The 17,225-nt window shown below is 48.7% G+C and carries 26 protein-coding genes; all 26 read right to left on the bottom strand.

Annotation, left to right across the window (positions count from 1 at the left end):
* Nucleotides 1-416 (bottom strand): hypothetical protein (locus tag N7387_RS20060; protein ID WP_279800785.1); only part of this gene is annotated, 416 nt, incomplete at its 3' end.
* Nucleotides 417-621: 205 nt separating this feature from the next.
* Complete coding sequence (locus N7387_RS20055) at nucleotides 622-1,032, bottom strand: hypothetical protein (protein ID WP_124538016.1); 411 nt, start codon at nucleotides 1,030-1,032, stop codon at nucleotides 622-624.
* 4 nt (nucleotides 1,033-1,036) lie between these two features.
* Nucleotides 1,037-1,465 carry a hypothetical protein gene (locus N7387_RS20050; protein WP_279800784.1) on the bottom strand — a complete coding sequence of 143 codons (429 nt, stop codon included), beginning with the start codon at nucleotides 1,463-1,465 and terminating at the stop codon, nucleotides 1,037-1,039.
* Nucleotides 1,466-1,477: 12 nt separating this feature from the next.
* Nucleotides 1,478-2,944, bottom strand: coding sequence for a DUF3383 family protein (locus N7387_RS20045; protein WP_279800783.1), 1,467 nt, complete (start codon nucleotides 2,942-2,944; stop codon nucleotides 1,478-1,480).
* Nucleotides 2,941-3,432, bottom strand: coding sequence for a hypothetical protein (locus N7387_RS20040; protein WP_279800782.1), 492 nt, complete (start codon nucleotides 3,430-3,432; stop codon nucleotides 2,941-2,943). Before N7387_RS20040 ends, N7387_RS20045 begins: the two co-directional genes overlap by 4 nt.
* Nucleotides 3,414-3,782 carry a hypothetical protein gene (locus N7387_RS20035; protein ID WP_279800781.1) on the bottom strand — a complete coding sequence of 123 codons (369 nt, stop codon included), beginning with the start codon at nucleotides 3,780-3,782 and terminating at the stop codon, nucleotides 3,414-3,416. Before N7387_RS20035 ends, N7387_RS20040 begins: the two co-directional genes overlap by 19 nt.
* Nucleotides 3,779-4,231: a hypothetical protein gene (locus N7387_RS20030; RefSeq protein ID WP_279800780.1), complete on the bottom strand. Its 453-nt coding sequence runs from the start codon at nucleotides 4,229-4,231 to the stop codon at nucleotides 3,779-3,781. Before N7387_RS20030 ends, N7387_RS20035 begins: the two co-directional genes overlap by 4 nt.
* Nucleotides 4,212-4,616, bottom strand: coding sequence for a DUF4054 domain-containing protein (locus tag N7387_RS20025; protein ID WP_279800779.1), 405 nt, complete (start codon nucleotides 4,614-4,616; stop codon nucleotides 4,212-4,214). Before N7387_RS20025 ends, N7387_RS20030 begins: the two co-directional genes overlap by 20 nt.
* A 3-nt stretch (nucleotides 4,617-4,619) precedes the next feature.
* Nucleotides 4,620-4,946 (bottom strand): hypothetical protein, encoded by a 327-nt coding sequence (locus N7387_RS20020; protein WP_274371755.1) that lies wholly within the window; start codon nucleotides 4,944-4,946, stop codon nucleotides 4,620-4,622.
* 67 nt (nucleotides 4,947-5,013) lie between these two features.
* Entirely contained in the window at nucleotides 5,014-6,030 is a 1,017-nt protein-coding gene (locus N7387_RS20015; protein WP_279800778.1) for a major capsid family protein, read from the bottom strand.
* Nucleotides 6,031-6,032: 2 nt separating this feature from the next.
* Complete coding sequence (locus N7387_RS20010) at nucleotides 6,033-6,527, bottom strand: hypothetical protein (protein ID WP_279800777.1); 495 nt, start codon at nucleotides 6,525-6,527, stop codon at nucleotides 6,033-6,035.
* A 1-nt stretch (nucleotide 6,528) separates the two neighbouring features.
* Nucleotides 6,529-7,728, bottom strand: coding sequence for a DUF2213 domain-containing protein (locus N7387_RS20005; protein WP_279800776.1), 1,200 nt, complete (start codon nucleotides 7,726-7,728; stop codon nucleotides 6,529-6,531).
* Nucleotides 7,680-8,471, bottom strand: a complete 792-nt coding sequence (locus N7387_RS20000) for a phage minor head protein (RefSeq protein ID WP_279800775.1) — start codon at nucleotides 8,469-8,471, stop codon at nucleotides 7,680-7,682. Before N7387_RS20000 ends, N7387_RS20005 begins: the two co-directional genes overlap by 49 nt.
* Complete coding sequence (locus tag N7387_RS19995; RefSeq protein ID WP_279800774.1) at nucleotides 8,468-9,808, bottom strand: DUF1073 domain-containing protein; 1,341 nt, start codon at nucleotides 9,806-9,808, stop codon at nucleotides 8,468-8,470. The genes N7387_RS20000 and N7387_RS19995 overlap by 4 nt, the downstream gene beginning before the upstream one ends.
* Entirely contained in the window at nucleotides 9,805-11,196 is a 1,392-nt protein-coding gene (locus N7387_RS19990; RefSeq protein ID WP_279800773.1) for a PBSX family phage terminase large subunit, read from the bottom strand. The genes N7387_RS19995 and N7387_RS19990 overlap by 4 nt, the downstream gene beginning before the upstream one ends.
* Nucleotides 11,129-11,656 carry a helix-turn-helix domain-containing protein gene (locus N7387_RS19985; protein WP_279800772.1) on the bottom strand — a complete coding sequence of 176 codons (528 nt, stop codon included), beginning with the start codon at nucleotides 11,654-11,656 and terminating at the stop codon, nucleotides 11,129-11,131. Before N7387_RS19985 ends, N7387_RS19990 begins: the two co-directional genes overlap by 68 nt.
* Before the next feature lie 300 nt (nucleotides 11,657-11,956).
* Nucleotides 11,957-12,232, bottom strand: a complete 276-nt coding sequence (locus tag N7387_RS19980) for a hypothetical protein (RefSeq protein ID WP_279800771.1) — start codon at nucleotides 12,230-12,232, stop codon at nucleotides 11,957-11,959.
* Nucleotides 12,233-12,683: 451 nt separating this feature from the next.
* Nucleotides 12,684-13,133: a lysis protein gene (locus N7387_RS19975; RefSeq protein ID WP_279800770.1), complete on the bottom strand. Its 450-nt coding sequence runs from the start codon at nucleotides 13,131-13,133 to the stop codon at nucleotides 12,684-12,686.
* Entirely contained in the window at nucleotides 13,130-13,522 is a 393-nt protein-coding gene (locus tag N7387_RS19970) for a M15 family metallopeptidase (protein WP_214221358.1), read from the bottom strand. The genes N7387_RS19975 and N7387_RS19970 overlap by 4 nt, the downstream gene beginning before the upstream one ends.
* A complete protein-coding gene (locus N7387_RS19965; protein WP_279800786.1) occupies nucleotides 13,515-13,823 on the bottom strand; it encodes a phage holin, lambda family in 309 nt (102 codons plus the stop codon). Before N7387_RS19965 ends, N7387_RS19970 begins: the two co-directional genes overlap by 8 nt.
* 156 nt (nucleotides 13,824-13,979) lie before the next feature.
* Complete coding sequence (locus N7387_RS19960) at nucleotides 13,980-14,501, bottom strand: hypothetical protein (protein WP_279800769.1); 522 nt, start codon at nucleotides 14,499-14,501, stop codon at nucleotides 13,980-13,982.
* A 112-nt stretch (nucleotides 14,502-14,613) separates the two neighbouring features.
* Nucleotides 14,614-14,850, bottom strand: a complete 237-nt coding sequence (locus N7387_RS19955) for a hypothetical protein (protein WP_098935828.1) — start codon at nucleotides 14,848-14,850, stop codon at nucleotides 14,614-14,616.
* 227 nt (nucleotides 14,851-15,077) lie between these two features.
* Nucleotides 15,078-15,896 (bottom strand): antitermination protein, encoded by an 819-nt coding sequence (locus tag N7387_RS19950; RefSeq protein WP_279800768.1) that lies wholly within the window; start codon nucleotides 15,894-15,896, stop codon nucleotides 15,078-15,080.
* A gap of 189 nt (nucleotides 15,897-16,085) precedes the next feature.
* Nucleotides 16,086-16,457 (bottom strand): RusA family crossover junction endodeoxyribonuclease, encoded by a 372-nt coding sequence (locus N7387_RS19945; protein ID WP_279800767.1) that lies wholly within the window; start codon nucleotides 16,455-16,457, stop codon nucleotides 16,086-16,088.
* Nucleotides 16,454-16,738 carry a hypothetical protein gene (locus N7387_RS19940; protein ID WP_279800766.1) on the bottom strand — a complete coding sequence of 95 codons (285 nt, stop codon included), beginning with the start codon at nucleotides 16,736-16,738 and terminating at the stop codon, nucleotides 16,454-16,456. The genes N7387_RS19945 and N7387_RS19940 overlap by 4 nt, the downstream gene beginning before the upstream one ends.
* A 114-nt stretch (nucleotides 16,739-16,852) precedes the next feature.
* Entirely contained in the window at nucleotides 16,853-17,146 is a 294-nt protein-coding gene (locus N7387_RS19935) for a hypothetical protein (RefSeq protein ID WP_279800765.1), read from the bottom strand.
* Nucleotides 17,147-17,225: the final 79 nt, after the last annotated feature.

Genomic DNA, 17,225 nt, shown 5'->3' with positions numbered 1-17,225 from the left:
TACTCATTCATTTTGCTGAGGACGCCACCAATAGCCTCTTTTGATGACCCCATTGACTCCGCCGCTCTCCCGAAGGCGTCAAGGCTTTTAGCTGTAGTTCCGAACCACGCCGCCTGTGTACCCAGTGTAATCAGGGAATCCGTCGTACTGACAAATGCACGTCTTGCGCCTTCCAGAGTGACAGCCACACCGAGGAATTTAGCCGCGCCGCTCATTACGCTGGTGAAGGCGTTTTTACCTTCTGCACCGAATTTCTGAATACCCAGATTAAGTTCACCGAAGCCTTTTGTGACTTCGCCGGTGTTGCGCTTAACCTTGGTCTTCATATCCTCCGTTTCGTTCTTTATCTTCCTGGTGGCATCAAGAAAGCCCCCCGTTTCCACGGAGAGCTTGTATTTCATCTGCTCGACAATCATCGCTGCGACCTCTGCCAGACTATTTTGTTGTAATTACTCACAGCAACGGATTCCAGGATGTCATACATATCCCGTACTGAGAGAACGGATGACAGTTCGGCGAAGGTGGCGCGACCAGCCTCAATGATGGAATGCATCTCAGGAGAAACGTTGACAGTTTTGATAAGCCCCTGCGGTGCTTCATCACGGCGAATAAAGGGGCAATTTACTCGCGGTCTGTCTTTAGGAACGCAAAGTTGATATAGAAGGCCCGGTCAAGGATCTGGTTGATGGTGTCGATTTCTTCAATGTCTGCCTTGATATTGACGGCGCGCTCAACTGTCTTGCCGTCATTTTCGATAGCGATATTTACATCATCAAACATTCTCGCCAGAAGCTCATTTGAAACGGCTGACCCGGAGGCGGCAAGAACGGATTTACCGACGGTAGCCAGACCCGCGCATCCCATCAGAACGACATCATCCGGGATTGAGAGGAAGGATGTTTCACCCATCATCCGGAACAGGTCCTGCGAGATGCTCCATGCCTCTGATGCCGGTTTTTCAGTAATTACAAATGTTTTGCCGTGGTCGCGGCTGGCCGGATTATCAATCGTGATCCGCTCTTGCTTTCTCATATCATCAGCTCCGTGTTACGCTTTCAAAGTGGAAGATAGCCTGACGCGGCTGCAGAATACGTGCGCCGACCGGTGTCGGATTCCATGAATACAGCACGCCGTTAACGAAGCTCCAGGTGGCATCAAGTGCCGGAACGGTCAGTGTCAGATTACAGGCAAACGCGCTGATGGTTGCACGCTCAGCGCCGTACCACTGGTCGAGGTTTTTACCGGCCTCGGATGTCGGAGACAGGCTGATAGTGAATTCCACCGGGTTAAAAATAAAACCGGCGTGATACTTACCGTCAGCACTCATCACATCTTCTTTCATCTGCAGTGCTGCGGTTTCAAACATGCGGTCAGCTGCGAAGTCGTCAAAGTCGAACCCGGTCGGGAAGAGCGCAGGCACAGTACAGCGCAACTTGGAGTTAGCACTGGTAATATCAATAGGCATTTTTCATGCTCCTTATAAAACCGTGGTGGATTGCAGATTAAGGGACTGAATGAGCTGTCCGTCAGTCCAGAACAGCACTGCGCCTTTCAGTGTGCGCTCAATGCGGTTTGACCCGGGCTGTTTCGGGATGTGGAAGTAATACCCGTCAGAGAACAGTGACCCGGAAATGTCTTTGCCGACCTGCTGATTGATAATCTGAATCTGAGACTGATCCAGTGTTACCCCTTTACGGATTGCGCCGAAGTTAATCGCCTGCTGCAGCGGGTCCTGAGCAGCAGCTTTAACTGCTGTGTACCCGGCCTCGGTAAATGAATAGCTCTGATTGTTGGTGAACAGATTGGCGAACGCAGAAATCAGATTCGCTTTTAACCACACCTGATCCAGGAATGTATCCAACCATTTAAACTGACCGGTAATAACACCGGTAGCGGCGTAATTTTTTAACACCTTATTGGATGAATAATTGCCGTAATAGTTAACGCCCGCTGCTTCCAGTGCATTAGCCACCTTCAGCGAATCCACCTGATCAGACATACCGGTAAACTGACGGAATTTATAACTCACCCGCCCGTTTGTTGCGGAGAAATCCAGACCAGCAGCCCATGCGAGAGCAGAGAAGGCATTTTTCGGTTCGCCGTGCATAATGAACACGCCACCGTAATTATTTTTCGTGCATTCATCAAACAGGGTGCTCTCAACACCATTGCTGACACTGGTTGCAAACAGATAGCGGTTTCCGGCATCCTGACCGGCTCCCCACTTCGCTAATTCAAGCTGCTGTTCATCAGTCAGTGCCTGGGCAGATGCAAAACCAAACCAGTTCTGGTCAGTATCGACAACATGATCCATAACCTGAGCCAGCGTCATTGTGTCTGTTCCGGCTGATGATTTTGCACCACCGGCCTGAGTCAGCTTAAGCTCTGTGGCGATTGCGCCGGAGGCATACCCTACAGAGCTTCCTGCGCCGGTTGTGGCTGATTTGATGGCGTACTGTGCTGATGTTGGGTTCCATGACACCGTTACACCGGTAAGCGCTGCCTGTAACGCGGTTGCCACATCTGACTGACTCTGTGCTGTTGTCAGGTCAATACTGCCGCTGGTCTGTGATTTTCCATCCACTGAAACCTTGATTGTTCCGGCCTCAAGAGCATTGATGGCCTGCATGGTTACGTCAGCATTGGACCCGGAATAAAGACCGCCAGATGTCGCAGCAGCGGGAATTCCGACAACAAGCAACTGCGCGGGTAACTGTGCTGCACCGGTAAACCCGGCAAAATAGACTGAGGCACATTCATATTCGTCAGAATCGTAACCGAACACTTCAGCCACATCTTTTGCGGTCTGGAAATACTGAACTGTCGCCAGCGGAATCGGAAGTGCGTCACCGCTGGTCAGCATCAGGCCATTGGCATCAACACCCGTTCCCGCCGGGGAAATAGCATTGGATGAAATGGCAAAATCTTTTGTTAATGGGATCATTTATTCACCTGTACAGTTGAAAATTCGACATCGGCAAAGTAGTCCTGACCGACGGTTATCGTGATGTGAACCTGCATGGATAATGTGATGGTGTAACGCTCAAGCCACTGACGGGATTCATCGACAAACGGGGAGCGCATGGGCATGGATGAGTAAAGCGGCGCGATTCTCTCATCCGTATTGCGGTAGGCGTAATCACTGGCCCACACTGTTTCAAGAGCTACAGCCCTGTCTCCGGCATTCTCGCCGTATATATCCACCTGAACGTCAAGTTGACGAACCTCGGACAGGCCTTCCGTTGTATCACTTAACCGGGTGGCCTTTGTTGTCGTGTGGCGGATGTACCTCAGCGGAGACAGCATCGCAAATTGCCCGTCTTCCATTGGGACCCGGTTAGCGTAGGCTCCTAAGCATTTGCCAACAATCGGCTCAAGAAAGTCAGCCAGCAGGTCAATGATTTCGTTCTCTGTCAGGTCGTTTGTAAGCATATGATTACCCTCGACCAGTCAGGCCAAAGCTCAACAGGATCAACGACCAGCCATTCCTGACCGTCAATAATGAACAAATCGCCACCCTTTTTAAGCGTCCTGTTAGCCCCGTAGTAAGCACCATTTATAAACAGTGTCTTTACCAGTCCTTGCAGGTTCATGCCGTCTACGTGCTTTAAATCGCCATCAGAGAGCGGCTGAAGTTGCACTGTCACCTCTTCATCCGGGTAATACTCAGGTACAGGCTTTCTTCCGGTGCCGATAGTCTCACCCTTGTACCGCCTGCCGATCGCTGTGATATTCGGGTTAATCCTGCTGGTCATCCCGTTGGCTATTCCTCTGAGATTCATAAATCAGCCCCTTTCTCTACGGTGTATGTCACGTTGTCGTACATCCAGCGGGTATCAAGCAGAGGTTTCACTGAGTAGTTGCCGTGCTCCTGTCTGATTGCGATAGTGAGAGCGGATAATTCAGGGCTCCACAGCTCATTGATGCTTTTCCGGATATCGGAAGCGATAGTTTCACCGATAATCTCAAGCGTTGATGACAGCGGATGTCCGGCACGTAGTCCGGCAACAAACATTTGCTTCCAGCTTTCACTGTCTGCGGAGATTGCATTGCGGAAAAACGGGCGCGGCGGCTGATGATTCAGCGGATCGCCGTATTCGTTCTTTGCCGCCACTTCTGCGACAGGTGTTCCGTCAGGGTAATTTGCGCCGTTGATAAAACCGGCGCTCACTGTGTGGTTCGATACCCCTTCTGCCACTCCCATCAGGAAATCAACGATAGTCTGTGCCACTGAACCACACCCCCATCCTGTAAACTTTTGTCGCCTGCCAGAACATCCACCCGTAAGGGCTTTGCGTGTACCATGCATTACGGAAAGCAACAGCCCCGATATCGGAACTTACAGATACGCTTCCTTCACTGGCTGATGAAATCCTGCCCACCATGCCGCTGCCGCCGTTCTTTTTGTTATCTCCGTGCAGGATGTAACAAAGGTGGGCGACAAGTATATAAAGCAGAGACTCCCGCATCTTTAAGTCAGTGACCACGCTTTGATAGGTGTTGTCCAGATAGAGCCCGGCAATGCCAAAAAGATTATCCACAGCTGCGTCTGCCACATTGTCAAACTCCGGATATCTTTCTCGGAACCCGCTAACCGTCAGAGCAACTTCATTCATGGATTACTCCTTGTCGGCTTTCGTCACGGTATCTTTTTCGCTTTTCTGCTCCAGGCCGGTTTTTACATTCTCGCGCTCTGTTGCTGCATCTTTGACTGACTTCATGTCGCCAACTGCAAACACCACGCCATTGCGGATCATTGCGGAGTCAGCAAAGTTTTTAGCGAAGTCATCCCAGATATCAGCTGGAACATCCTCAGTGGTGCCGTAACCACCGATAATCTGACTTGAGTTTGCACCCTGCAGCCTGAGCTGCTTACCGGCACCGCGAATGATCAGACCATTGGGTAATTTACATCCAACTACATAACTTCCGTTTTTTGCTGCCATTACTTGCTCCTTTGTTCATGCATAAAAAAAGCCCCTGTTACGGGGCCGTTTAGTCAGTGAGTAATAATCAGATGCCGAGCATCTGCACAAAGAAAACCGGCATCTGAATAACGGTGCCGTAAGTGGTGGCAGAGTATTTCTGCTTATAGCTGGAGCTGTTCGGGATCAGCGGGTGAGTACGCAGTTTCTCACTGTACGCCGCATAACATGATTTCTGACCGCGTGCTTCTTTAACAAACATCTGAGCCAGCTCACCGGATTCGGTGGAATACTGCGGCGCGGTTTCAATGGTCAGGTTAGGGAATGAATCCTTCAGCATTTTCTCTACTGAGTTACCGAAGATTTCATTCGACTTTTTGACATATACGGATGCCTTGTTAGACAGGGCAAGGACTAAGTTGGAGTCCATGTTTACGCCATCGCCGACGATACCATTAGTCTGCGCAACTAACTTCTCGTACATGGCAAGAACATCATTGTAAATATCAATAATGGCCTTGTCTTTCCATGTCACTTTCCCGTCAACGGTCAGCGGGGTGATTGGTGCAGGGAGCGCCGGATCATTCAGCAGACCGTAGTTACGCAGGCCGGAAACGCCGTAGAAGTAAAACTTGTTTGCGTCCTGGTCGATGATGCGAATCGCTTCTTCCTGCTTTCGGGCCACATACGGCAGCATAGCCAGGCCATAGCGCTCCTGTTCCAGTTCGCCATACGTCACCATAGTCTGGAAGCGATAAACATCGCGACCTTCCCATTCTGACGTGACCTGAATACCCCCCTGGTCACTGTAGTCGTCATACGCCACAGTATCACCAGTTCCTTCGACGCGCTGAATCATGAATGAATCCTGCGCCCACGAACCTTTTTTCTCTTCACTGCCGATAATCTGCACTGCGCGGTTATCCGCAAACAGAGTATTGACGATGGTCGGGTCAATGAAAGTTGCAACGATAGCGGGAATACCACCGTTAGCCCCCATAGTCGGCTGCGGGTCGGCATCAAATGCCAGATGTTTCAGTGTCGGCTGAAAGTGAATTCCGCGCTCGGCTGTCACCTGTAAAAATTGCTGTAATGTTGGGGTCATGCTTATTTGCTCCATGAAGAAATGATGATCCGGTCGCCAATTGCCGCACCCTGTGAAACGGTCCATTCTGTTTCAACGTGACCAGCTACTGTTGCGCCTGCCGCGCCGGTGGCGATTGACCCGTCAGTAAGTGACGCAAATACTTTCTGGCCTTCGACGGCTACTGTTGAGGATTTAGCCCAGAAATCACCGGCCACCTTCGGAGAGACTTCAACGCCGGAAGCGATCTTCATAGACTGGCTTTCACGGTAGTTGATAATTGCCTGAGCAAGGTTCTGAATGAACCCAAGAGGTTTTGCATCTTCTGACGGCGCTTTATTGGTCAGCATTTTACTGCCAGGCGCTGAACGGAAGACAAAGCTCGCAATCATCACGCCATCTTTATCTGCACGAAAAGCACCGGGGCCGCCTGCAAATGCAACAATCGGAGATGCGGAAGCTGGCTGACCAACCTGACCGACGCCGCGATAAATTTTTACTTCAGACTGAAAAGGCATCTTATTTCTCCCCACGAATCATTTTCATTACGTCCGCCTTACTGTCACGGGTCATCACCGGAGCAGAGTCACTGGCGAGTGAGTGGCGGTTAGAAAGCATTTGCACCATCGGCTTGAGAGCGCTTGTATGAACGCCTTTTGTATCAATGCCTGCGTGCTTCAGAGTGGCGCGATAAAGTTCTTCTGCTGAATCGCACGCCAGCGTCCCGACATGCTGCGCACAAATACGCTCTGCTTCGCGCAGCTCTTTAAACTCCCGGCGCAGGGAGTCGGTCGCCAGACTGACAGCCTTTTCAACTTTCTCTTCTTCGTCTTCGGCTGGCTTTTTCATCTCAGCCAGCTCGGCACGGAGCTGAGCAATGATCGCGTCCTTATCGCCATTATCATCTTCTGCGCGGTCACGCTCACGATCTTTGCGTTCGCGCTCCTCGCGCTCTTTGATGCGCATGGCTTCGGATTCGTTATCGCGCTCAGCCTGAGTCTGCTCGTCGTCTTTCACAAGATTATCAAGCTCGCCCTTGATAGCTTCCGGGTCGGCATCATTAGCCAGCTTAGGGAGGATCATCGCCCAGAATTTCTCTAATTTAGTCATAAGGTTATAGCCTTTAGGTTTTTGGTCATACACAAGAACATCCGGGCCGGTGCGTCCGTCCGGTACAATGGCAACGTGGTTGCACACGATATCCCGCATCACTCCGTCATACTCCTCACCATCCGGAGTTAACCCGGGTGTCATATCGGCCCGCCAGTAATAGGATGGTGATATTTCACGGTGCTGATCTGATTCAATCCCCGCCTGCATTGCGCCATCAGTGATGGTCATCGACTGAAACAGGTACGGTGATTCAAAAACGGCATCATCGCCGGTCATACCTACAATTGCGTCTTTAGGTGGATTGATGATTGAGAATGCGATGTGCTGGTTTAAAACGGGTTTATTGTTGAAGGTTGGTGCGGCTCTGCGTAATTCGTCAGGGTCGCGGTAAAACCGGTAATACTTGTCTGGCTGTAGATTGAGCAATTCATAATCGTCAATCTCTTTTCCCATGTACCGGCAGACATTAGCTTTTGATATCGGAGTGCGGGAGACGTGCATAATCCCGTCACTGTCGAATGTTCGCACTGATTTACCGTCAAATGCGATGTTTCGCCTCAGCTTTCCGGTACGGCCTCCCACGGAGGTATCGGTCTGAATGTGCATGAGCAGTTAATTTCCTCCCCAGGTTTAACATACTTTCCATTTTCGCCACACGGATAACCCTGTGACAGCTTGAATATTTTTCCGTGAGCCTCGACATGCTTATGTCTGGGATTGGCTTGTCCCGCCGAGTGAATCCATATGCCATGAGTGACGCCTGCCGATTCCTGCCTTGTGATAGTCAGGGCACTGGTTGCCTTACGGATCTGGTCCTTGGCGATAATATCTGCGCGCCTGCGGGTTATTCCGTCACGCTTGCCGAAGCTCTTTTCTATCTCGTCAGCCAATCCCTTCCTGTCGCCTCCCCGCGCAATGCTGCGGTACACCATACCCTCAACCTCTGTGAAATATTTCTCAGGGATTGATTTGATAAGGCTGACATTTTCCGCAATCACTGCGTCCTTAACCTGTTGCATTTCAGGCGTCCAGCGCATACTGATTGTGAAGTCGGCGGCTTTTGCCATCTGGTGCATGTTGATATCGGCTGATTTGATGGTGCGGTCTGCCATTTCCTCGCTGATCATTCCGGAGTGAGATAAAAATCGCTCCAGCCAGATATCAGAAAGCTGACCGAGCGTATGCCGCACCACATCGACGGGCGGCATCTGATCAGCAAAGAGATTCAGCGTGGATTGTTTTACATCTTTGTTCATGGACTGGATAAGGCGGGTAAGTGCAGATTTGTACCACTTCATATTTCCGGCGTTGTAGTTAACGGCCCGTAGTCGCTTTGGTTTTCTTGTCATTCGGCAAACTCCTCATCAGACATGTCCTTGATGAACTCCATCCCTTCGATATTGCTAAGGGCTGCGCGCGCCTCTTCCGGAGATATAATCTGCGAGTCACTGGCGACCGCTATCGTTTCAACTTTCGTCCGGATGATATCAGCAGCGTCTTTTTCGCTGACTTCATCAAGCGGGTTAAAGTCAAAGTAAATAGATTCGTCAATGTCACCAAACTCGACCAGTTGGATAATTTTAATGATGGTTTCCAACGCACGGCGTATATCGCGCTCCTGCATCCCTGACACGGTTTCGTGCCATGTATCAAGCTCTGACTGTCCCGATGCGTTTAATCCCGCCGGGGCGTTGCCAAGCAATTTTAAATTGGTGATTCTGGCAGGAATACAGAGCTGCTCCTGATAGTTTGAAAGCAAATTGGACAACTCGGACAGGCTTGTCTGCTGATGGAAAAACTCCTCCTCTTTATCCAATGCCCACACGCCGAAATTATCTTGGTCACGCACAAATAACTTTATTCTCTTATCAAACTCAGCTGTATTCTGGCATCTTTCTTCCATGTCAGTTTTCAGTGCCCGCATACGCAACGTGCGAACAATTTTGATAACGTTCTGACGCATTGCCGTCCAGTCGTTCACATACGGCATCATAAGCTGAGTCAGTGACAAACCGGCGAAGTTATACGACGGCTTCAGAATATCCGGCACCGGTCGGCTGACGATATCGATAAAACGCGACTCATGAACTCTCTGCCCCATAACGAACCATGATTCCGGTTTATAGAAATTCCGGTCCATCGGGTTTGTAGCGTTGTACATCGCTGGGTAGGTGAATGTCGGATCAACAGGTTTAAATGACAGTTTTGCACCTTTGGGGATGGCTCTGGCATCCAGAACAAGAGGCAGGCTGAAATCCTGATCATCCACTCCGACAAATATGTGCCCGACGCCGAATAACGCGTCCTGCTTCACTGCCTCATGAATAAGGCGCTTAACATCGTACTTCGTCAGCGCTTCATCCAGAAGGTCAACGCGGTCTTTATTCTCCTCACTCGACTTAATAGTGATCCAGTTACGAACCATCTCATCAGCCACTACCTGAGCAAGGTTGTAATATTCTGATTGCTGCGCCAAGGTCGCCAGTGCAGGGAATCCCATAAACACAGCCGTGTCAGAGTTAGCCATAACCGCTGAATTGATGGCATCGTAAGGCGTTGAGTCCATCGCAAGCGCGGCTTTACCAGCATCGCTCTCCGGAACCACACCCGGTAAAGGTTGGTATTTTTCATGAAACCGCTGGGTAACCGGCTCATCCAATACCGAACTCGGTATGTTAAATTTCATTGCAGAACCTCGTCAGGTATGTGGAACGGTTTGCGCATTGATGAAAACGACATAATGAATGCGTCGGCGATGTTAGGTGATTTTATGTCACGCTTGGCAAGGTCTTTTTTCCCCTCAACTTTTACTCGACCGTTGTTATCAAAGTCACGGCGGGGAATCGCCAGCTCAAACTTAAGTTTTTCGAGGTATGGCATATCGGAAGATATGCTTATCAGCTCATCGTCTTTGAACTTCTCCGGCTCCACGCCGTTTTTTATGGCATTGATAACCGAATATGTATTCCTGAACCGGTCGGCAACCATCCACCAAGCCTGTGCTTTCAGGTTGGAGAAAAAGTCTTTATTCTTCACTTTCGGCTGATAATCCCTGCCCGGGTTCATCACTGCCGCACCTGCATTAAACTTGTGATACGCGACTCCGGCCTTATGTTCTGTATTAAGTTCTTTAAACTTACTACCGGCAGAAGCACCAACACCGATGCTGTCATAAATAATTTCTGACTCCCGGACTCTCGCCTCCTGGTAAGTTCGTGAGCAGCTGGTTAACAGTTCATCTTCCTTCCCTTTCCACTCATCAGCCCATAAAGCAACAGAGCCATGAGAGAACACTGTCGCACACCGATCATCACCATCGTCAGCAATATCGAAACCAATCCGTTTCCGCCCCGATGGCTCAAAGCCGATAGTCTTGTGAGCGTCAATAGCAGCCTCAATCCATGACAGCTTAATAACAGCGGTATCGTCATCGCTTTTCGGCACCCCGAGATAGATATGCTCGAATGTTTCCGGGTCACGCGCTTTAGCAGCGGCAATAACCGATTTAATCGTGTTGCTCAGGAATGGGTTTTCGTCGTAGTTGATGCGCCGTACTATTGTGTCTGGCGGCGGGTTGGCAACAAAGTTACGCCACACAAAATCTGTTACAAGACCAGGGTTGAATATGAACCAGCACTCCGAGCCCTCTTTACGAATGGTCGGCTCTAACACCTCCCATTGTGGCTCTGTCAGTGCATGCGCTTCCTCGTTCCACAGAACATCAATACTTTCGAGTGATTTAATTTCGTCAATGTGTCGCCACAGACCGTAAAACATAAATTCACTGCCGGTGGCTTTATTGATGATCTTGTTATCCAGAACCCGAAAACGGTGACGGAGGTTAAATCGCTCTATCTGTATCTTCAGCAGTGCATACACAGACTCTTCGATTTTGTTCTGTATCTGCCTGGTGCAAAGAAACCGCAGCTTATAGTTATCAGCAAGGAATATAGCGAACCCGGCGGCATCCCATGATTTTGATGATGTGCGCCCGCCGTACAGAACCTTATTCCTCGCCTGCGTCGTCCAGAATGGTCGCAGAGCCGGATTCAGGCTTGGACTTAATGTCTGCATAGAAATCGTTAAGCCCCCTTGGTGACATAGACCCATCAGGAGAACTGAGGTCAATCTCCTGTTTGTCTCTCCATTTATTTTTCTGTCGGTTCTTCAGCCAGAAGATGGCTGCTGTTGTGTCTGGCGGGTAATGCTTCAGGAAGTCGGTCATGACTATCTTGCTATCAATGACTTTTATATCAACATCAGGCGCGACATAACCACAGGCGCGATTAAATAGCCTTTCAGCAACATCAGCGTCGGCTAGATCTTTCCCCTTTTTTATGGACTCGCAAAACTCTACAAATTCATTTTTCCAGCGGTTAATCGTTGCTTCTGAAACATTGAAAAAGTCAGCCAATTCTTTATCGGTAGCGCCAAGCAAGCACAGCTTTCTCGCCTGCTCTGCGTATTCAGGCTGGTAAGATGACGGCTTGCCTTTGTTACCAGCCGCATGTTTATTTCCTTTCGGTGCGGCCATTTAGAATATTCCTCTGGTTTGTTTTGTATTTCCCCGTGGAACACCGATACCGTCGGAGCCGAAAACCTATATAAATCTCTATCAACGCCACTCAGTGAATGACGTTTGCAGAGTTTTATAAAATGATTAGTTATCGGATGACTAGCTCATACGCACGTTTAACACGCTTTGATTTCTTCATCCGGAAGTTACCGCCAGCACCGTCACAATAGAGCTCACCGTCCTGTGATTGACTTTGCCTGCGGCGCACCTCATTGGCTGATACTTTCTTCTTCATTTTCTCACCCATAAAAAAGACCGCTAATCAGCGGCCTCATCAGTTATCTCGCTACCGAGCTTGCTTAGTTCGGATTCGTTCACTACAAACCGCTCACCGAGGTGACCATCGACCAGCCACTTCCCGACAGAGGGCTCTTTGTTAAAAAAAGCATCGAGAGGCCAGTTGGTATCGAAAACACTACCGTCTTTCGTTTTTATTGATACCGTTGCGCCTTTCTCACCAACGCTAACAGCCGTGATGATTGATGCCGCGTACTTATACGAAAACTCTTTGGTGTGCATGTGACGACTACTCATCTGTCCCTCCAGAGAATTAAAAAGCCCCGCTATTTAGCGAGGCGTTGTTTGTTCGTACAGTGATACCATTCGCCTTTGGGCTTCGGTTATCTGCTCTCCGTACCACTTGTGCTCATCTTTCGGTGCTCTTCCGTCTCGAGATAAAATCTCTCGCCGATTGATTGCGTAGTTGTGCGCCAGCCGTAATATTTCGCACTGAACAATCGGGTCTAAATCACCAATATTCATTTCGCTCTCTCCGCTTCTATCTCCCGTATTGCCCGCTTTATTTTTTTACGCATGCAGCGGTGCTGTTGATTGACCTTGCTGTGTTAAATTCACGCTCGACAACTTTCTTTGCTGCCTTGCATGTCGCCTCACTTTCAAATTCTTGTGTTCTTACTGACGCGAAGTCATTATCAGAAAATGGAGAGGCGTACATTGCAAAAATTAATATCCACATATGGATTCCTTATTTTAAGCACTGAGTATTTATGTAGTCCTGCAGATACAGGGTCTGCTTTTCGTTCTCAGCCATCATTTCTCTGAGACGCCAATAATCTCGCTCAGTTGCTTCGCTAAGTCGTGGGGAGCTTTCATCGCGTCCGACTTTGGCGGTATCGGCTCCGGCCTTTGGACAATCGGCCTTGACGGACAGCCGCTTAGTGCCAGACTTAACAGCATCACGCAGGCTATCAATTTCAGTTTTGGCATTGGTTAACTCCTGCGTGTACATGGTGTCGAGTTCGTGAAGTGACTGAATGCGGGATTTATAGTCTTTGTTGATGGCGACCTGCTCAGCAAACTGAGAGGAAAGCAGCTGATAGTTATCCTTCAACCCACCATACAGATGCAGGATAAGCAGCAGGCTGACAGCCAGTGTTCCGCAAACGCCGAGCCATATCTTTGTTGCAGTGCTCATGCCGGAATCTCAACGTGAGGCGCATCAATGAAACGGGTTTCAATCGGCAGTGACGGATCATTCTTCCAGTTGATACCGAACCGGAGTTTTACGCCCAGCTCATCAGCAGCCTGTTTAACGGCTTTCAGCAGCGGCTTGAATTCTTCAATCTGCCACTTGGTGTTAACAGGAATAATGTCTACTGCATGGCCGGTCAGATGTCGGCTTTTCATGGTCTGTGATTTCTTCTCAGCGACCAGTTGCTTTTGCCGTGCCTCGGTGCGTAACCCCTCAATGACAATGAAATCGACTGGTGTAATTTCCAATGTCCGGCGGATAACTTTCACCAGGTCAGGATTGACGCCTTTCAGGTTATCTTCACTGCGCTTACTGAATCTGAAGCTACTCATTATTTACCCCCGCCTTGCCTTTGATCATGCCGCTTACCTTCTCTACGCCCCAGTACCCGATCATGACGCTGGTGATATAAGCCAGATCTTGATTCAGCCCCAAAAAGGCCAGCAGGTCTTTAGCGAACCAACCGAGGACTGCACACAAACCAGCGTCCAGCAGTGTCTTCTTCCATCCTCCGCCGTTATACATCCCGCGCAAGCCAGCAACTAAACCAGCGAGAGCAGCAAACGCGCCTTGGTCTTTATACTGATAGAGATAATTTAATATCTGATCCAACCAATCAGGGGTATTGTTCATATGTTTCATACTCACCCCCTTTCAGGAGGATTTAGTTAATAGGGTGCCGCGCACAGTATCTCTGCGCTGATTACGTTTGTTTGTTCAGGATTCTGTGGCGGCGTATATGAAAAAAAGGCCGCGCAATGCGCAGCCCCGTTATTGAATCAGTAATTTTTAATAATACGTTGTGACTTTGAGGGCGGGGTCTTCTATAGCCAAAATAACGTTATCTTTGATCTTATCGCAAACCTTATCCCAGCAATCATCAATCACCTGATAAGTTCCTGCTGCACTATCGATACGAACACACAAGACGTCATCACTATTCACCCACAAATTGATGTTAACCCTTACAGTATCACCACCCCGTGGGCTGTCATCAATCACCGTTGCGATATCAAAATCCAATGAATAACTTTCCGATAAAGGAAGGCCTGAAACGGGCTTGGTTACATAACTGTTAGCGTCAAATTGCTTACCGGTAGTGACGTATGGTTTATATTCCCCGTCTATTGACTGCCATGCATCAGATTCCAAATTGAGAGATTTGGTATATTTTTCAACCAGAGTGGATGCAGCCAATGTAACGCGGTTGATGCGCTCAACTTTAGCTTCTTCAACCTTCGCAACCCTGTCTTGAATGTCTTTATACGTGATATTCATAAACCGCCTTTTATTGTTATTGAAAGTGGTCATGATATCACCTATCTAAAATTATTCTGAATCGGTAGTCGCAAAAGGAAAAGGCCGCACATGGCGACCTTTGGAATATTTATCTGTTGGGACTGTTGGCCTGCGATATTTTGAACTACTGCATATTTTGCAGCAGTTGCTCAGTATCAATGCAGCGCTGCCGGTCACGAACTTCTTTGATGCTCATGCCGAATACCTTTCTATGATTGGCGCACATCCAGCAACCACACAATGCAGGAGTGCGGTAACACATACCGATGTTGCGCTTAGTGGCATGTCCGGCATTGTAATATTTGCTGCGCTTAGATTTGAGGCGCTTCTCGTGATGGCGTCTTATTGCTTTACTTCGCATTAACGACTCCGTAATTCAGTTATTCGGAATAACCGAACATGTGAACTATCCGGTAATTCCGGAGAGTTGAACCTGTAAGTAACTCTTACAAGTTGCAGATATGAAAAAGCCCCGCTGGAGCGAGGCCATATCTTTATTTTTCGGAGAATGAATTGCAAATCCCCTAGCATTGGGATAATGATGGGCTATAATTCCGGAATTGTCAATATAGTTTTTCTATTAAATTGCTAATTAATAGAAATTGAATCTCCATTTGTCACTTTTTGAAGTATTTTTTCAGCCTGCGATTCCTCTCTAAAGCATTCTTCAACTAAATGTTCAAATATCGGCTTGATGTTGTCATAGCCTGATGTTTTCGGGATTGCCACCACCTTGTTTATTTGCTCCAGCACATCGGTAAATTTCAGGCGTGAATACCCACGTCCTGAACACTTGGGGCACGTCTTATATACCGGTACGCCTTGCTTTTCACTTTCGACCTTGTCCAGTACCTCGCCGCGACCGTTGCACCGGCACGAATGGCTGATGACTGCCTTACCCTTGCAGGTTGGACAGGCTACTTTCACTACCTCTCTCACCTCCCGAGCTGAGCCAACAAACCGCTTTGGTATCAGTGGCGACAATGACGCGAAATGACTGGCTTTGGTGGCATACTTAGTAGTGAACACCTCCGCTTCGATGAATCCGCCATCACAATCAGGACATGGCTTTTTGCTGGCCGCGCTCCTGGCGTAATCCTGAAATGCATAATTTGCGAGTATTTGCAGAACCGATGCTCTAACATCCTCATCAAGCTTTTGGATAACGCTGTATTTATGCGCCTGAGTTAATGCATATTGATAGAGACTCTCCACCGCTTCATCCGGCTGATTGATTCCGTGTTTCGCCAAAAACAATTCAATACCCATCCACGCTTTTGCGGTCGCCAAACCAAGCGAGGCCATAACATCGGTAATTGAAAGTGAATCAGTAGCTGTTGCGGCTGGAGAGTCACTAAACATCGGACTCTTCGGTGAAAAATATTTTGGTAAATCTGCGAGTCTCATCTTACCTCCGGCAAAACAGTGTGTTTGTGGCAGTCGTACCGGGTGCTGTAAGCCTTTCTCAGTAGCAACTCCCTGCTTTCGCCGACTTCCTGTCGAACCTTGAGATATCCGTCTCTTTTCTGTGTGACTACGTGATGATGCTTTGTTTCACGCCTTAGCCATCTGGCCTCTTCGATTGCTGCCTGAATATCAGTAAATATCGCCATCCCCTATCTCCCATATCGTGACATCCAGTGATCCACCTTTAACCTTTTCACCAAAATCAATGCTCATGCTTCGGAACATACTGTCGTCAGCAATAACGCCGCTTTGGGTGAGTGCGTCTAATGGGGCTTTAAGGAGGTTGTCTAAGTCGCGTTTTCTTAGGTCTGGCGGGTTGGCTACTATCTTGATTTTTAGCTTGCCGGATAAATTGAATTGCTGATTTGCTTTGGTGATTTGGTCTTTCACTGCTTCGTTAAATATTCTGCCTTTACTGCTTTTTACCTTTCTGCCTCGCGATATTGTGTATAGGTGGTTGGCTTGCGGCGGCAACGGCAATTTTAAATGATATTGGTTCATTTCGGCGCTATCAGCTCCCTTCTGGTCAGCTCCCTGATGGTCAGTATTATCGCCCTGTCCATCTCCTGCCTGCGCTCTATGCGGCTCATGCTTCCGCCGTTGTCGATATTATGATGACACTGAGGACACAGCGCAGCAGTGAGGCTGTCATCGACTTTTAAGCCCATACCCTTACCTTCGTTGCGGTGTGCAACCTGGGTGCCATAACGACCACACAGGACGCAGCATTCAATCTGAGCAACAGCGGACAGCCATTTTTTACTTCGGTAGATGCTCTTCATAATCACCATCTCCTTTTATCTTCTCGACTACTTCCAGATGCGGACATTCACCGGCGCACTGGTCGCACAGCCATGTTTCATCGTCGGCCAGTTCTTTACTGCATATTGCACAGGTCATTTAAACCAGTCCTCATATTCAGATTCCGGAATCGGCCATTGCTCAATTGAAAGTGGCATAGAGTAGGTATCACCGTCAGCGTTGAGTTTTTTGGCGGCTTCTACCAGGCAGTTAACAGCCCCCAGGTAATCTTCTTCACGAAAATCACCAAAGACCTGCCAGCGATTACGTACCCGCCATATCTTTTTCTTTTGCTCGTGCTCCTTCTGCGTTATCGCTTCACTTATCGCATTCCTGAAGTTTCTTAACTGATCAATATCAAGACCTTCAATTTGGCTTTTCCAGCTCATACCCGCACCTCACGCTCAGATGCCGGTGCTTTTATCTTCATACCCACCCGTTTTTTATCGGGAAAACTGCTGAAGTGAG

The sequence above is a fragment of the Morganella sp. GD04133 genome, from assembly GCF_029835375.1.
Lineage (GTDB): Bacteria > Pseudomonadota > Gammaproteobacteria > Enterobacterales > Enterobacteriaceae > Morganella > Morganella morganii_B.
This window is presented reverse-complemented; position numbering and strand designations above follow the sequence as displayed.

Coding starts and splice junctions, on each gene's coding strand:
- N7387_RS20055 (WP_124538016.1), bottom strand. CDS start 1,032: ATGAGAAAGCAAGAGCGGATCACGATTGATAATCCGGCCAGCCGCGAC.
- N7387_RS20050 (WP_279800784.1), bottom strand. CDS start 1,465: ATGCCTATTGATATTACCAGTGCTAACTCCAAGTTGCGCTGTACTGTG.
- N7387_RS20045 (WP_279800783.1), bottom strand. CDS start 2,944: ATGATCCCATTAACAAAAGATTTTGCCATTTCATCCAATGCTATTTCC.
- N7387_RS20040 (WP_279800782.1), bottom strand. CDS start 3,432: ATGCTTACAAACGACCTGACAGAGAACGAAATCATTGACCTGCTGGCT.
- N7387_RS20035 (WP_279800781.1), bottom strand. CDS start 3,782: ATGAATCTCAGAGGAATAGCCAACGGGATGACCAGCAGGATTAACCCG.
- N7387_RS20025 (WP_279800779.1), bottom strand. CDS start 4,616: ATGAATGAAGTTGCTCTGACGGTTAGCGGGTTCCGAGAAAGATATCCG.
- N7387_RS20020 (WP_274371755.1), bottom strand. CDS start 4,946: ATGGCAGCAAAAAACGGAAGTTATGTAGTTGGATGTAAATTACCCAAT.
- N7387_RS20015 (WP_279800778.1), bottom strand. CDS start 6,030: ATGACCCCAACATTACAGCAATTTTTACAGGTGACAGCCGAGCGCGGA.
- N7387_RS20010 (WP_279800777.1), bottom strand. CDS start 6,527: ATGCCTTTTCAGTCTGAAGTAAAAATTTATCGCGGCGTCGGTCAGGTT.
- N7387_RS20005 (WP_279800776.1), bottom strand. CDS start 7,728: ATGCACATTCAGACCGATACCTCCGTGGGAGGCCGTACCGGAAAGCTG.
- N7387_RS20000 (WP_279800775.1), bottom strand. CDS start 8,471: ATGACAAGAAAACCAAAGCGACTACGGGCCGTTAACTACAACGCCGGA.
- N7387_RS19995 (WP_279800774.1), bottom strand. CDS start 9,808: ATGAAATTTAACATACCGAGTTCGGTATTGGATGAGCCGGTTACCCAG.
- N7387_RS19990 (WP_279800773.1), bottom strand. CDS start 11,196: ATGCAGACATTAAGTCCAAGCCTGAATCCGGCTCTGCGACCATTCTGG.
- N7387_RS19985 (WP_279800772.1), bottom strand. CDS start 11,656: ATGGCCGCACCGAAAGGAAATAAACATGCGGCTGGTAACAAAGGCAAG.
- N7387_RS19980 (WP_279800771.1), bottom strand. CDS start 12,232: ATGAGTAGTCGTCACATGCACACCAAAGAGTTTTCGTATAAGTACGCG.
- N7387_RS19975 (WP_279800770.1), bottom strand. CDS start 13,133: ATGAGCACTGCAACAAAGATATGGCTCGGCGTTTGCGGAACACTGGCT.
- N7387_RS19970 (WP_214221358.1), bottom strand. CDS start 13,522: ATGAGTAGCTTCAGATTCAGTAAGCGCAGTGAAGATAACCTGAAAGGC.
- N7387_RS19965 (WP_279800786.1), bottom strand. CDS start 13,823: ATGAACAATACCCCTGATTGGTTGGATCAGATATTAAATTATCTCTAT.
- N7387_RS19960 (WP_279800769.1), bottom strand. CDS start 14,501: ATGACCACTTTCAATAACAATAAAAGGCGGTTTATGAATATCACGTAT.
- N7387_RS19955 (WP_098935828.1), bottom strand. CDS start 14,850: ATGCGAAGTAAAGCAATAAGACGCCATCACGAGAAGCGCCTCAAATCT.
- N7387_RS19950 (WP_279800768.1), bottom strand. CDS start 15,896: ATGAGACTCGCAGATTTACCAAAATATTTTTCACCGAAGAGTCCGATG.
- N7387_RS19945 (WP_279800767.1), bottom strand. CDS start 16,457: ATGAACCAATATCATTTAAAATTGCCGTTGCCGCCGCAAGCCAACCAC.
- N7387_RS19940 (WP_279800766.1), bottom strand. CDS start 16,738: ATGAAGAGCATCTACCGAAGTAAAAAATGGCTGTCCGCTGTTGCTCAG.
- N7387_RS19935 (WP_279800765.1), bottom strand. CDS start 17,146: ATGAGCTGGAAAAGCCAAATTGAAGGTCTTGATATTGATCAGTTAAGA.